This is a genomic window from Vibrio sp. Vb0349, from assembly GCF_033338975.1.
Genome location: NZ_JAWOTS010000035.1, coordinates 1 through 13,792 on the forward strand (window position 1 = coordinate 1; position 13,792 = coordinate 13,792).

A 13,792-nucleotide genomic window follows, 5' to 3' on the forward strand; every position below is an offset into this window, starting at 1 on the left:
TAAGAACGAGAATTAAAAAAACAGCTTTCCGAATTAAAGAATTTGCTTGGCGACCATAGCGTTTTGGACCCACCTGACTTCCATGCCGAACTCAGAAGTGAAACGAAATAGCGCCGATGGTAGTGTGGGGCTTCCCCATGTGAGAGTAGGACATCGCCAGGCTTTAAATTTTGGACGCTTGCTTATTAAAGCGAGTGATACCACTGCGGAGTGGTAGTTCAGTTGGTTAGAATACCGGCCTGTCACGCCGGGGGTCGCGGGTTCGAGTCCCGTCCACTCCGCCACTTATATTAAGCCTCAGTCGAAAGACTGAGGCTTTTTTCGTTTATATGGCTGATATACGCACATATTAGCTATTATTACAGTACCTATCTAATCTCTATTCTAACTACGAATTCGCTATCATGTATTACGTGAATGATATACGTGCTCATATTAATATTGGTTGGCTAATACCACTCGCAGTCCATGACAGGTTATTCTAGCTTGTTATAACACTCGATAATTTCGTTTAAATTTTTGTAGAATAACTACTTATCGAAAGTTTTATTCTTGGTCCCAAGCATTTTTCCTGCGCAACAACACTGTGATTGTTATAAATCGTCTATCTAGCAAATTGGCTGAGGCAACCTTTCTTCTTGTTAGTCTTCCTCTAAGTCACGATAGTTTTAACAATTATCTGGTACTTTTTATTCTAAAGGTGTACGCTTCACATCGAATATTTTTTCGACAGTAAATCATGTTATATCTCTTGTTTAAAAGCTTTGTAAGAAGGCTGAACTCCGTGCAAAAAAACGCGATGAAGTGTTGCTCGGAGTCTTAAATTAATCTTCATCAGGTGTTTTATGTGTGGGTAGCTTCGCTGAAGTTATACGCAGGAGCTTGTACACCTGATAAAAGAGAAGAGATGGCCGGTGATATTTCATCATCGGCCTTTTTGTATCTGTTAAGCAGCTACAAAGCATTACCCAGTATTGAAATAAGGGCCGGTATTGATCACCGGCCCTTTTTTATTTGGTTGAAAACATGAGTATTTTACAAGTTAAAAATTTGTCTTATCAGATAGCTGATAAGACGTTATACAACAACGTGACCTTTCGTATTAACGTGGGAGAGAAAATAGGTATCACCGGAGCGAATGGTGTTGGAAAAAGCACCTTATTGAAACTGCTTTTCGGTGAATTATCTGCAGATAAGGGCTGCATTGAATGGTTACCAAACCTTGAGGTGGGGTATTTAGAACAACATTTTAAGATCGATAATGTGCTGACAGTTCATGAGTGTTTAAAGGGCTCTTTTGAGAGTTTATACGCTGCAGAGCAAAAGCTTTGGACTTTGTATCATGCGATGACCGAGTCTCACTCTACATCTCTTTTAAGCCAAGTCGCTCGGCTACAGGCATATTTAGAAGATGAAGACTTCTATGCAATTAATACCAAAATTGAACGAGTTGCTGTAGGTCTTGGTATTTATCAATTTGGCTTAGATACACCGCTTGTCTCGCTAAGTGGCGGTCAAAGGCACAAAGTCCTTTTAGGCAGGTTGTTACTTCGCAACCCCGATGTGTTAATTCTTGATGAGCCGACAAACTATCTTGATGCTCCGCACATTGAATGGCTAGTCACGTTTCTCAATGATTACATTGGCACAGTTTTACTGGTTTCTCATGATATTGATTTCCTTAATCAAGTAGCGACCAGTATTTGTGATATTGATTATCAAACGGTTCGAAAATACAGCGGCACTTATGTCAAAGCAATGCAGCAAAAGCATCACGATGGTGCTTTGATAGAAAAGCAATATAAGGCTCAGCAAAATGAAATTCGAAAGTTAGAGCAATTTATTGCCAAAAATGGCACTGGAGTTAACGCGAGTCTTGCTAAAGGGCGTAAGAAAAAACTGGATAAAATCGAACGTATTCAACTGAATAATGTAGAGAAAGTATCGATGTTTGACTTTGCTTACCAGCCCATTGGGCAACCGAATGTGATTGACGCAAAAGCGTTGATGATCGGTTATCAGCAGCCTCTGCTTCCAGTATTTGATATCACGTTAGCGCGCGGGGAAAAGTTGGTTGTTGCTGGTTTTAACGGCGTGGGTAAGTCGACCTTACTTAAAACCCTGATGAGGGAGATCGAGCCACTCTCTGGTGAGGTGGTATTGGCAAAAGGTGCAATGATTGGTTATTTTTCTCAAGATTTGTCTTGGCGCCATCCTCAGAACACACCTGAACAGGAGCTGTGCTCTTGTGCGCCAACAATCTCAAGCAAAGAGTCACGCAAACTATTAGCTCGCTTTGGGATTACGGGGGATAAGACGCAGCGCCACTTAGATACATTGAGCGGTGGTGAGCAAACTCGGGTGAAGCTGTGTTGTTTATCGGTTCAGAAATGCAATGTTTTGCTGTTGGACGAACCAACAACACACTTGGATAGCAGCAGTAAAAATGCGCTTAAAGAGGCTCTCCAGCGCTTTTCCGGTAGCGTGATTGTGGTATCTCATGAGAAGGTATTTTTGCAATCTTGGCCTGATAGAGTTTTAGATATTTCGTTGCTCACTTGTGCTGAATCGGAAACAGAACAGGAGGTGGAGCTATGATGCAGTCCATGATCCTATTTCTCGTTGCTTTTCTTGTTGGTGCTGATGAGTTGATGCTTGGATCTATTCTTGAACCTATCGGAAATGATTTAAGTGTTCAACCGAGTCAGGTTACCTTATTTATTACGGCATATAGTTTGGCCATAGCAATTTGCGCTCCTTACCTAGGCCGTTTATCAGACCGAGTTGGGCGTATTCGTATCATGGTGCCTGCTTGCTTTGTATTTGGGGTTGCGTCTATTACGACGGGCATAGTTCATGATTTTGAACTTGCTATTGCAACTCGAGTGATCACTGGTATTGCAAGTGCAGGCATGTTACCAATTGCATTCGCGTTAGCGGGAGACGCGAAGGGTAATAGAGCGATGCGTCAAATTGTGATGGTTCAGGCGGGATTAACGCTAGGTATGATAACTAGCCCGGCGATCGGAGCATTGTTGACCCAGTTTTTATCATGGCGTGCCGCTTTTATTATTTTGGGCGTTGCGGCTCTTCTTGTCAGTGCTATGTGCGTAGTGTTCATGAATGACCAGCATGATGAGTCCAAAATGTCAGATGCTCTGCCATCTATAACAGGTGTAATTCATGTTCCTGGCGCGTTGAGGGCGATTTTAGCGATGTGTTTAGGTCTAGGGGGAGGTATTGGTGTATTTAACCTGATAGGCCTTCATATTCGAGATACTAGCGATTTGGCGCTCGGTTGGGTGGGCGCTATTTATGCTGCTCTAGGGATCGTGAGTGTGGTTGGAAATATATGCGTGGGGAGAGCTTGCCGTTGGCTTGGTAGCTCTCGATCCGTTATGCGAGTGGCCTTAATGGTGTGCATACCTTGTAGTGCATGGGTGTTCTCAAATGAGATGAGTACGGTGACCGCTTATCTTCCAGCTCTAGTGCTCTGGTCTCTTGCTGGAGGGGTAGGCTCTCCGGCGTTACAAGCACATATAGCAAGCTTATCTGATGAACATCGAGGTGTGCTGATGTCTTCTGGAATGAGTATGATGCACTTTGGTGTCGCGACTTGGTCTGCCTTGGCGGGCTTTGCTTATTCTGTAGGTAGTGAATGGGTCGCTGTCGTGGCTTTGTTATTGTTTGGCTCAGCGGTAGTTATATTAAAGCCAGTTGGTAATGCTGAACAAAGTGAGCGTTATTCGTAGTGTTTTAGTAGATAAAGAAAAGCCGTTACCTAAAAAGGTAACGGCTTGTTCCAAATACTTTTTGAAAGCCGGTCTTAGTTCATGCCGTATTTCTTAAGTTTCTTGCGAAGAGTACCGCGGTTGATGCCCATCATAGTTGCTGCGCGAGTTTGGTTACCGCGAGTGTACTGCATGATAGTATCTAATAGTGGCTGTTCAACTTCAGCTAGAACTAATTCGTATAGTTCTGTTACTTCCTGGCCGTTTAGTTGAGCAAGGTAGTTTTTAAGAGACGCTTTAACAGAGTCACGTAAAGGCTTCTGAGTAATCTGGTCTTGTGACGTTACTGTAGTTACTGTTAATGCTTCTGAAGTCAGATTTTGTTCGAACATATTCGGTCTAGCTCTTCTCTTAATTATGATGCAACGTTATCAAAATAACCTTCTAACGCCTCAATTTGCAGCGGAGCTGCGTCGATAGCGTTGAAGGTACGGCGAAACTCACTTGCCTGTTCATGCTCTTTCAGGTACCACCCAACGTGCTTGCGCGCGATACGTGGACCTAAGAACTCCCCATAAAACTCATGCAGAGCATTTACATGACCAAGCATAATGGTTTTCACTTCCTCAGTTGGAAGTTCCTCCATTGTGGTGCCGTTTTCCAAATAGTGATGGATTTCCTGGAAAATCCAAGGACGACCCTGGGCAGGGCGTCCAATCATTAAAGCGTCCGCACCGGTGTACTCCAGTACAAATTTGGCTTTCTCCGGGCTATCGATATCACCGTTCGCGATAACCGGAATTGAAATCGCCTCTTTTACCGCTTTAATGCTGTCATATTCGGCCTCACCTTTGTACATACATGCTTTCGTTCTGCCATGCAGAGCAAGAGCTTGTATGCCGCAGTTTTCGGCTAATTTAGCGATCTGGACACAGTTCTTGTTGTCTGTATCCCAGCCAGTTCGAGTCTTTAACGTTACAGGAACGTCCACTGCATTCACGACCGCTTTCAAAATCTCTTCGATAATGTTTGGGTATTGAAGCAGAGCAGAGCCCGCTAGCTTCTTATTCACTTTTTTTGCCGGGCAGCCCATGTTGATGTCGATGATTTGTGCACCGTTCTCAACACTGAATTGAGCTGCGTCCGCCATAAGCTGTGGATCGGAACCCGCAATCTGTACAGAGCGAATGCCCGATTCGCCCTCGTGTACCATGCGCTGTTTCGACTTTGACGTTCCCCATAGTTTTGGGTTAGCAGACATCATTTCACTGACGGCCATTCCCGCACCATAGCGAAGACACAACTCGCGAAACGGTCTATCCGTTACACCAGCCATAGGGGCTACGATTAGATTGTTCTTAAGTTGATAGTTTCCGATTTTCAAAACGTCATCACAGTTCTGTACCAGCAAGGGCGCGCATTTTACGCATTTTTTCACTGCGTGAAAAGACTAATATTTGAGCATTTACAAATTGTTTTTGTAAATTGTATGAATTTCAAGCAATTAGCTCTGAAAACCTTGTCTAGCCTTGCTTACGACCAGAGATGCGACACCATTCACTTTGCTCAACAATCGGGTCAATGTGAAGCTCGTCACGGTAATAGTTCGCAACATCTTCAGCTTGAGTGTCTAATACGCCGGACATAGCGAGGTCGCCATTTGGCTTAACTAGCCCTTTGATGATAGGTGCAAGTTCACGTAAAGGTCCCGCAAGGATGTTGGCCACAACGACGTCAGCGACGAGACCTTCTGGTTGATTTTGCGGTAAGTAAACTTCTAGTTTGTCTGCAACGCCATTACGCTCAGCATTGTCTTTTGAAGCAAGCAGGGCTTGAGGATCAATGTCGATCCCTATCACTTTTTCAGCGCCCAGTTTGATCGCTGCGATCGCAAGAATACCTGAGCCACAACCGAAGTCGATAACGGTCTTACCGCTTAAGTCCATGCTTTCTAGCCACTCAAGACAAAGTGCTGTTGTAGGGTGAGTACCCGTACCGAATGCAAGGCCTGGATCCAACATAACATTAACAGCGTCAGGATCTGGAATGTCGCGCCAGCTTGGACAAATCCATAGGCGTTCACCAAATTTCATTGGGTGGAAGTTTTCCATCCATTCGCGTTCCCAGTCTTTATCTTCAAGCTGTTCTACTTTGTAAGCAAAATTGTCAGCCAGCATATTGCTCGCTTTAATTTGGTCGATGATGAAGTTAGTGTCTGCTTCTGCATCATACAGTGCCAGAATATCAGTATCGCCCCATAAGCGAGTTTCGCCAGGTAGAGGTTCGAATACAGGTGTATCCTGCGCGTCTAAGAATGTAACAGACAGCGCGCCAGTCTCTTCCATTAGCATATCGCCGATTTGCTCAGCGTTTTCATTGGTCGCGTTGAGTTTGATTTGAATCCAAGGCATTGGTTTTTGCTCTTAAAGTGAATGAAGTGGCGCAGAGTTTACCAGAACTCTACGATTTGTTTGAGTATATACCCAAATAAGCCGATTTATATGTTGAGCCCTTTGCGTACATATAAAACAAAAATGCCCACGGGAGTGGGCATTTTTTAAGACGTTTGCTTAGGCTTATTGTAATCCAAGCTTCTTCTCTAGGTAGTGGATGTTTGCACCACCGTGTTGGAAGTTTTCGTCATTCATAATGGAGAATTGCAGTGGCACGTTAGTTTTGATGCCTTCGATGATCATCTCACCCAGTGCGTTTTTCATACGTGCAATCGCTACATCACGGTTCTCACCGTAAGTGATCAGTTTACCAATCATTGAATCGTAATGAGGTGGTACTGTGTAGCCTGTGTAGATATGAGATTCCCAACGTACACCCATACCGCCAGGAGCGTGGAAACGCTCGATCTTACCCGGAGATGGTAGGAAGCGCTCAGGGTCTTCTGCGTTGATACGACACTCAATCGCATGGCCACGGATCTTAATATCATCTTGAGTGAATGACAGAGGCTGACCCGCTGCAACACGAAGCTGTTCTTTGATTAGGTCGATGCCAGTAACCATCTCTGTTACTGGGTGCTCTACCTGAATACGAGTGTTCATTTCGATGAAGTAGAACTCACCGTTCTCGTATAGGAATTCAAACGTACCTGCGCCGCGGTAACCGATCTCGATACATGCACGAGTACAGCGTTCACCGATGTACTTACGCATTTCTTCGGTGATACCAGGTGCTGGAGCTTCTTCCACTACTTTTTGGTGACGACGTTGCATTGAACAGTCACGCTCACCAAGGTGGATTGCGCCGCCTTGACCGTCAGCAATAACCTGAACTTCAACGTGACGAGGGTTTTCTAGGAATTTCTCCATGTAAACCATGTCATTGTTGAACGCCGCTTTTGCTTCAGCACGTGTCATTGCAATGGCTTGGATAAGGTCTTTCTCTGCTCGAACAACACGCATACCACGACCGCCGCCGCCGCCAGATGCTTTGATGATTACTGGGTAACCAATGCGCTTAGCAAATGCTTTGTTTTTCTCTTCGTCATTGTCTAGAGGGCCGTCAGAACCCGGTACACAAGGAACGCCTGCTTTCTTCATTGCATTGATAGCAGATACTTTATCGCCCATTAGGCGGATAGTGTCTGCCTTTGGACCAACGAAGATGAAACCACTGCGCTCAACTTGCTCTGCGAAGTCTGCGTTCTCAGACAGGAAGCCGTAACCTGGGTGGATAGCCACAGCACCAGTCACTTCTGCTGCAGAAATGATGCGTGGAATGTTTAGGTAGCTGTCGATACCACGAGCAGGGCCGATACATACGGTTTCGTCTGCGAGTAGTACGTGCTTAAGATCGCGGTCAGCTGTTGAGTGAACAGCGACGGTCTTAATACCTAATTCTTTACAAGCGCGAAGAATACGAAGTGCAATTTCACCTCGGTTCGCGATGACTACTTTGTCTAGCATAAGGCAAGCCCCGCTTATTCGATTACAACAAGAGGTTGGTCGAATTCAACTGGTTGGCCGTCTTCAGCTAGGATTGCTGTAACAACGCCAGATTTGTCCGCTTCGATTTGGTTCATCATTTTCATTGCTTCAACAATACATAGAGTATCGCCAGCATTTACTTTCTGACCCACTTCTACGAATGCTTTAGAGTCTGGGCTTGGAGAGCGGTAGAAAGTACCAACCATTGGAGAAAGAACTTGGTGACCTGCAGGTGTTGCTGCTGGAGCTTCTGCTGCTGGCGCTTCCGCTACTGGTGCCGCTGCTACTGGAGCAGGTGCCGCCGCTGGAGCTGCTGCGTAGTGAATTGGTGCTTGAGGGGCTGCAGTGCCATGACGGCTGATGCGCACTGACTCTTCACCTTCAGAGATCTCTAGCTCAGCAATGCCAGACTCTTCAACTAACTCAATTAGCTTCTTGATTTTACGAATATCCATCTTTTCTTTCTCTTTTATCTTGTGATTAAGACAACCCTCGTAGGGTTGCAGAGTGTTAGGGTTACTTTGCCTGTAGCTTATTGATCGCTGCAGACAGAGCAAATTCATAACCTTGTGCGCCTAAACCGCAAATCACACCCTCTGCTTTATCTGACAGATAAGAGTGATGACGGAATGGTTCACGTGCGTGCACATTTGATAAGTGCACCTCAATAAATGGGATGGCGACGCCAAGTAATGCATCTCGCAGCGCCACACTAGTATGAGTGAAAGCCGCTGGATTGATGATGATGAAGTCAATCTTGCCATAGGCAGCGTGAATGGCTTCAATCAGTTCGTACTCACGATTTGATTGTAGGTGTTCCAGTTCTACCCCAGCGTTATGGGCTTGCTCTGTAAGAGTATCCACAACTTGAGCTAAGGTACTGTGACCATAGTGTGTCGGTTCGCGCAGACCCAATAGATTAAGATTTGGTCCGTTTAGAACAAGAATCCGTGACTTTGCAGACATTGTGTTGCTATCTTCCCTTATCGTGAGTGGAACGTTTATATTCCCAAATATACGATAGTTCAGCACGATTTTTTTGTTAAAACCGAGCAAATTTTAAAAAATCGACCAAGATTATAGCTAATTCATAGCAATTAGCAGCAATTTACTGGTCTAATCTCCTAATAGCCACTCTCGTTTCTGTAACCAAGTTAACAAAAACAACATAATTGCCATATTTTTTGTGTGGCCAATTTGTGCACTAAAGCAAAAAACCGCCATGAGTGATGGCGGTTTTTAAAGTGCTTTTAAAACAGTTGGTTGAATTTATGCCAATTCTGCTTTCTCTGCGATAAGTTTATCTACAACGCTCGGATCGGCAAGCGTTGATGTGTCTCCGAGGTTGCTGGTATCACCCGTTGCAATTTTACGCAGGATTCGACGCATGATCTTACCAGAACGAGTCTTCGGTAAGGAATCCGTCCAGTGCAGTACATCTGGTGTTGCAATTGGACCAATTTCTTTACGCACCCAATCTTTCACTTCTTTGTGTAGCTCTGCTGACGGGAATTCACCATCGTTCAAGGTAATGTAAGCGTAGATAGCTTGGCCTTTGATATCATGCGGAATGCCCACAATAGCGGCCTCAGCAATTTTATGATGTGCGACAAGAGCCGATTCTATTTCAGCGGTACCCATGCGGTGACCCGACACGTTTAGTACGTCATCAACACGGCCCGTGATCCAGTAGTAACCGTCTTCGTCACGACGAGCCCCATCACTAGTAAAGTACATTCCCTTGAAGGTTGAGAAGTAGGTCTGTTCAAAGCGCTCGTGGTCGCCATAAACAGTACGCATCTGACCTGGCCATGAATCAAGGATCACCAAGTTACCTTCTGCTGCGGTTTCTTCAATGATGTTGCCCATGTTATCAACCAGTGCAGGTTGGACTCCGAAGAATGGTCGAGTTGCTGAGCCTGGTTTTAAGTCTGTTGCACCTGGTAGTGGTGCAATTAAGATACCGCCGGTCTCTGTTTGCCACCAAGTATCAACGATAGGCGAGCTTTCGTTACCAATCGTTTTGTAGTACCACTCCCACGCTTCAGGGTTGATAGGCTCACCTACTGAACCCATCACACGTAAGCTTGAACGAGATGTCCCTGCTACCGCTTCGTTACCTTTTGCCATTAGTGCACGAATAGCGGTTGGCGCAGTGTAGAGAATGTTCACTTGGTGCTTATCAACCACTTCACTCATACGAGCCGTGCTTGGGTAGTTTGGAACACCTTCAAACAGAATGGTTTTGGCCCCGTTCGCTAGTGGACCATAAATTAGGTAAGTATGGCCTGTAATCCAGCCCACATCCGCGGTACACCAGAAGGTTTCACCTGGTTGATAATCGAAGACATATTTAAAGGTCATTGCCGCGTAGACGAGGTAACCGCCTGTAGTATGTAGTACGCCTTTAGGTTTACCTGTCGAGCCAGATGTGTAGAGGATGAACAGCGGGTCTTCGGCTTTCATCTCTTCTGGTGGGCAAACGTCAGAAACGTTGGCTGTTGCTTCGTGCCACCAAACATCACGGTGTTCATGCCATTCAACATCACCACCTGTACGTTTAAGTACGACGACTTTATTGATGGTTTTTACGTCTGGGTTGGTTAGTGCTTCATCCACGTTCTTTTTCAGTGGAACAGCGCGTCCGCCACGTACGCCTTCGTCTGCGGTGATCACGACTTTAGCGTCAGAGTCGATGATACGGCCGGATAGTGCTTCTGGTGAGAAACCGCCAAATACTACGGTGTGAACCGCACCAATACGGGTACAAGCGAGCATAGCCACAGCGGCTTCTGGCACCATTGGCATATATAGACACACCACGTCTCCCTTGCGTACGCCTTGCTCTTTCAATGCGTTGGAGAATTTACACACTTCTTTGTGCAGTTCGTTGAAAGTGAGTGTTTTGTCGTCGGCTGGATCATCGCCTTCCCAAATGATGGCGACGTCGTCCCCGTGTTCTGCAAGATGACGGTCAATACAGTTAGCCGAGACGTTCAGTGTGCCATCTTCAAACCAGCGAATATCAACATGGCCAGTGTCGAAAGAAGTGCTTTTTACTTTGGTGAAAGGTTTGATCCAATCAACGATTTTGCCGTGTTCGTTCCAGAAGCCCTCTGGATCGGTTACCGACTGCTGATACATGGCTAAGTAAGTATCATTATCCGCGTGTGTATGAGTTTTAATATTTTCTTTTACCGGATAAACGTGGGCTTCGCTCATGGCTTCTCTCCTTGTGCCTTATTTCTCGGCCTTACACCAATCTAGATAAGATTTTGAATATATTTTTGTAGGGCTGTTTTTTGGTTCTAAATAACTTGGTCGTGGTAATGACGACGTTGTGCTTATAACTGTCAGTCACCGCGCGTATTTCCACAATTAGACTTTAGGATGAGAGTGATAGAAGCGCCGGGAAATCGCTGAAACAAAAGTATTTCTGGGAGCTAGGTCAACTGATTTTTATGTATACGGTGCGGTTAGGTTGGGTAAATCGCCTTTCGTTAAGCGGACAAAGACCAAAGCGGCAGAAATCGCGTCTTGCAAGGCGTCGTGTTTGTCTTGGATAGGAAGTTCGAGGTGTTTACAAATGGCATCCAGACTTAAGTCGAAATAGGCATTCGGCAAATGTCGTTCCAACTTATCGTGATAAATCTGACTGACCTCGATCAGTGGGTTAGGAAGTGGGAAGCCAAGTTGCCTCAGACAAGCAAGGTCTAAGATCTTTTTATCGTAACGAATGTGATAGCCCACAAGTGGTCGGTTGCCGATAAAGTCGAGCAGCTCGAGCAGCGCCTCTTTTTCACTGATGCCATCGACTAAGTCTTGGTGGCGAATTCGATGGATCTTGACCGAGCCTGAGTCGAGCGATTGCGGCGCGCGTAAGCGGACTTCAAATGGTTGACTGGTGATGATGCGGTTGTCGATGATCTTGGTGGCTGCAATAGTCACCAGCTCGGCACGATTTGGGTCAAGGCTGGTGGTTTCGCAGTCAAGAGAGACGTATTCTGTTTTATCTGGCGTGCAAAACAGCGACTGATAAGGCGAGCCTTTCAATTTGTAGTACCAGTATTTGCGTTGTAACCAGTTCATTGCTTACGCCTCTGTGATTTATGAAAATCAGGGTTAATCACGAATTTGATAATGGAAGCCTAAAAATTGCTTAAATTTCTTCACCACATGTAAGCTGTGGCGAAGCAAATCACGCTCAGTTCTATCCAGTTGTTTAATATCAATGTTATTCAACGCTTCTTGCTTTTTGAGTTGCTGATTAAGGCGAAGTTTAAAGAACAATTTTAGTGCTTCGTTGAGATTATCTGCTGTTTCGGGTTCTAAGATGCGCTTATTTCTCAGAGCTTCAATGCGTTCAAACGTGTTCTTCTCTTCAATGGCATACTCCAAAGACAAGGTGCGAATGCCGTGTACAATTGGGAAAATACCGCCGCGTTTAATGTCCAATCCGTCTTTAGCACTTTTTACGTTGCCAAATAGAGTTAGGGGCACCGAAAACTGCAAGGCAGGGCGAGTAAAATCAGACAATATCAACATGCGATCTTTCATTGTGTCACGAAGATGCGCCGCAATTGGAGCCAGCAGCTCGCAATTCCCAGCAACAGCATGGGCGTCACTGAAAATGGCTAAGTCCATGATTTGTTGTGGTTCGGCTTTAGCTATCCAGTGGTTTAGGGTGCTTATCCATTCTTGCTGTGTTTTGACCCATTTCGGGTTGTTAACCATCACTTTACCAGGGCAAAGTGGATAACCGAGCTGTTGTAGGGTGTGTGTGAAGGATTGCATCACTTGTTCGCAATGAGGCCATTCCAGACCATCTTGAATAATCAGGGCATTGTCTTGATCGGTTTTGAGAATTTGCTCTCCTCGGCCTTCAGAGCCGAGTACGATCAAGCAACAATGGTCGTGCAAGGCTGGTGGTATTACTAACTCGAACGCTTTCTCGATAATTTGCTCGTTTACGGCTGAGATCAGCTCCATGATGAAGCGAGTGCGGATGCCGTTTTTCAATAAGCTCTCGACCAATTGACGTTGGCGGTTTGAGGCCAAAGCGAGCTCTTCCACGCTGCTTGCTCGAGCAATACTGAGCGTTAACACGTGAGAGTGGGTTGAGAACGCGCTAAGAATTTGGGTCATATCCAGCATGCCAACGGCTCTGTTACCTTCACATACCATGAGGCGTTTCATTCTGTTTCTGGTCATTGTGATCATGGCGTTGAATAGAAAGTCACCATCATCAACGTGATAAACAGGAAAGCTCGCGATCTCACCCACTGGTGTGTCGAGCGCGCAACCATCCAACATCACAGAATGCAGCATATTAGTACGAGTCACTATTGCGTACGGGTGGGCTGATGGCCATTTTTCCAATCGTGGATCATCGCCATGGAGTTGAACCAATGCAGCGTCAATCCCATTTTCTTTTAAGGAACGTGTTACCTCGTTAATTGGTGTATTTGGTTCGAGGATCATCGGTGGGTGATAAATGCTGCGGTCAACTTTAGTGAGAATAAACTCCGCTAAGTTTTGCTGTTGATGAGCCGCTTCGATGAGCTCTTGCCGTTTCGATAAATTGTTATCGAAATAGGCTGCAAACTGGCCATTTTCGTTGTAAAGGGCAAGGAAAATTTCTTTCGGCAGTAGGTAAGAGAGCGTGTCCTCAAGCGCGATGTAGTGATGACGTACCTTGTCTTCAAGTAACGAGCGTACATCGAACATATCGTCGTTGGCATAATGTGCGAACACTTCCTGTTGATCGTTGGAGCGCTCTTCTACCGCGCCTTTGATCAGAATATGTAAGTGGGGGTTCTTCTGTCCGCAGGATAAAATAACATCTCGAGCTCGATAGTAGGCGACGTCCAGAGACGATCGCAGTCGCGTTTGTTGTGCTTCAGTTAAGCGATCGAACGGTGGAGATTGCATGTTAAATTTGTCAGGCATGAGAACACCCAATAATGATGGAAGGAACACTCTCTAAGTCTGACAAATTTCTTACCGGAAGCCAGACGACTTTGGTCTAAATTACGATGTTTTCGCTTGAAGATGCCAAATGTCGCAAAGTTAGTATTCCATCGAGGAAACGATAAGTTTCTTATTCTTCCCTTTTTATAA

Annotated in this window: 11 protein-coding genes, 1 tRNA gene and 1 rRNA gene; 4 read left to right on the top strand and 9 right to left on the bottom strand. The window is 45.4% G+C overall.

What is annotated here, in order from left to right; genetic code table 11:
• Window positions 1–45 precede the first annotated feature (45 nt).
• From rrf to R7Q47_RS21215, 4 genes are all read left to right on the top strand, one after another.
• Window positions 46–162: ribosomal RNA gene (gene rrf / locus R7Q47_RS21200) — 5S ribosomal RNA — on the top strand.
• Window positions 163–207: 45 nt separating this feature from the next.
• Window positions 208–284: transfer RNA gene (locus tag R7Q47_RS21205), tRNA-Asp, on the top strand.
• 742 nt (window positions 285–1,026) lie between these two features.
• Window positions 1,027–2,598: an ABC-F family ATP-binding cassette domain-containing protein gene (locus R7Q47_RS21210; RefSeq protein WP_318089370.1), complete on the top strand. Its 1,572-nt coding sequence runs from the start codon at window positions 1,027–1,029 to the stop codon at window positions 2,596–2,598.
• A complete protein-coding gene (locus R7Q47_RS21215; protein WP_137282432.1) occupies window positions 2,595–3,752 on the top strand; it encodes an MFS transporter in 1,158 nt (385 codons plus the stop codon). Before R7Q47_RS21210 ends, R7Q47_RS21215 begins: the two co-directional genes overlap by 4 nt.
• A gap of 74 nt (window positions 3,753–3,826) precedes the next feature.
• On the opposite strand, the gene fis is transcribed toward R7Q47_RS21215, so the two are convergent.
• The 9 genes from fis to R7Q47_RS21260 all read right to left on the bottom strand — a co-directional run bounded on the left by fis (window position 3,827) and on the right by R7Q47_RS21260 (window position 13,621).
• On the bottom strand, window positions 3,827–4,123 hold the full coding sequence (gene fis / locus R7Q47_RS21220) for a DNA-binding transcriptional regulator Fis (RefSeq protein ID WP_000462885.1): 297 nt from the start codon (window positions 4,121–4,123) through the stop codon (window positions 3,827–3,829).
• Window positions 4,124–4,146: 23 nt separating this feature from the next.
• Entirely contained in the window at window positions 4,147–5,115 is a 969-nt protein-coding gene (gene dusB, locus R7Q47_RS21225; RefSeq protein ID WP_005382505.1) for a tRNA dihydrouridine synthase DusB, read from the bottom strand.
• A gap of 139 nt (window positions 5,116–5,254) precedes the next feature.
• On the bottom strand, window positions 5,255–6,142 hold the full coding sequence (gene prmA / locus R7Q47_RS21230; RefSeq protein ID WP_005382507.1) for a 50S ribosomal protein L11 methyltransferase: 888 nt from the start codon (window positions 6,140–6,142) through the stop codon (window positions 5,255–5,257).
• Between the two features lie 165 nt (window positions 6,143–6,307).
• Window positions 6,308–7,651, bottom strand: coding sequence for an acetyl-CoA carboxylase biotin carboxylase subunit (gene accC / locus R7Q47_RS21235; RefSeq protein ID WP_005382509.1), 1,344 nt, complete (start codon window positions 7,649–7,651; stop codon window positions 6,308–6,310).
• 14 nt (window positions 7,652–7,665) lie between these two features.
• On the bottom strand, window positions 7,666–8,127 hold the full coding sequence (gene accB, locus R7Q47_RS21240; RefSeq protein ID WP_005386355.1) for an acetyl-CoA carboxylase biotin carboxyl carrier protein: 462 nt from the start codon (window positions 8,125–8,127) through the stop codon (window positions 7,666–7,668).
• A gap of 61 nt (window positions 8,128–8,188) precedes the next feature.
• Entirely contained in the window at window positions 8,189–8,638 is a 450-nt protein-coding gene (gene aroQ / locus R7Q47_RS21245) for a type II 3-dehydroquinate dehydratase (protein ID WP_005382360.1), read from the bottom strand.
• A gap of 303 nt (window positions 8,639–8,941) precedes the next feature.
• Window positions 8,942–10,894, bottom strand: coding sequence for an acetate--CoA ligase (acs, locus tag R7Q47_RS21250; protein WP_005386359.1), 1,953 nt, complete (start codon window positions 10,892–10,894; stop codon window positions 8,942–8,944).
• 237 nt (window positions 10,895–11,131) lie between these two features.
• Window positions 11,132–11,761, bottom strand: a complete 630-nt coding sequence (locus R7Q47_RS21255) for a 3'-5' exonuclease (RefSeq protein WP_025768818.1) — start codon at window positions 11,759–11,761, stop codon at window positions 11,132–11,134.
• A 33-nt stretch (window positions 11,762–11,794) separates the two neighbouring features.
• Window positions 11,795–13,621: a DUF294 nucleotidyltransferase-like domain-containing protein gene (locus R7Q47_RS21260; protein WP_213870366.1), complete on the bottom strand. Its 1,827-nt coding sequence runs from the start codon at window positions 13,619–13,621 to the stop codon at window positions 11,795–11,797.
• Window positions 13,622–13,792: the final 171 nt, after the last annotated feature.